The organism is Streptomyces sp. SID14478, assembly GCF_010548525.1.
In the GTDB taxonomy this organism is placed as follows: Bacteria; Actinomycetota; Actinomycetes; order Streptomycetales; family Streptomycetaceae; genus Streptomyces.
Genome location: NZ_JAAGMG010000382.1, coordinates 1 through 342, shown reverse-complemented (window position 1 = coordinate 342; position 342 = coordinate 1). Strand labels below are relative to the sequence as shown.

Annotated in this window: 1 pseudogene; it reads left to right on the top strand. The window is 77.5% G+C overall.

The window, feature by feature from the left end:
• Positions 1–342: pseudogene (locus G3I40_RS12145) on the top strand (3-beta hydroxysteroid dehydrogenase); the annotation flags it as partial.

Genomic DNA, 342 nt, shown 5'->3' with positions numbered 1-342 from the left:
CCGCCGCCGCGAAGGACTCGGACGGCGTCCTGCACCTCGCCTTCGACCACAGCTGGACCGACTACGCGGGCGCGGGCGCCGCCGACGTACGGGCCGTCGAGGCGATGGGGGCGGCGCTCGAAGGCACCGGCAAGCCCCTCGTCGTCAGCTCCGGGCTCGTCTTCGCGCCGGGCATCGTCGGCACGGAGGAGGACCCGGGCGACCTCGGCGCGGCGGGCGCGGTCCGCGTCGCCGGGGAGGAGGCGACCTTGGCGCTGGCCGGGCGCGGGGTGCGTTCCTCGGTCCTGCGGCTCGCCAACTCCGTGCACGGGCGCGGCGACCACGGCTTCGTCCCCCGGCTCA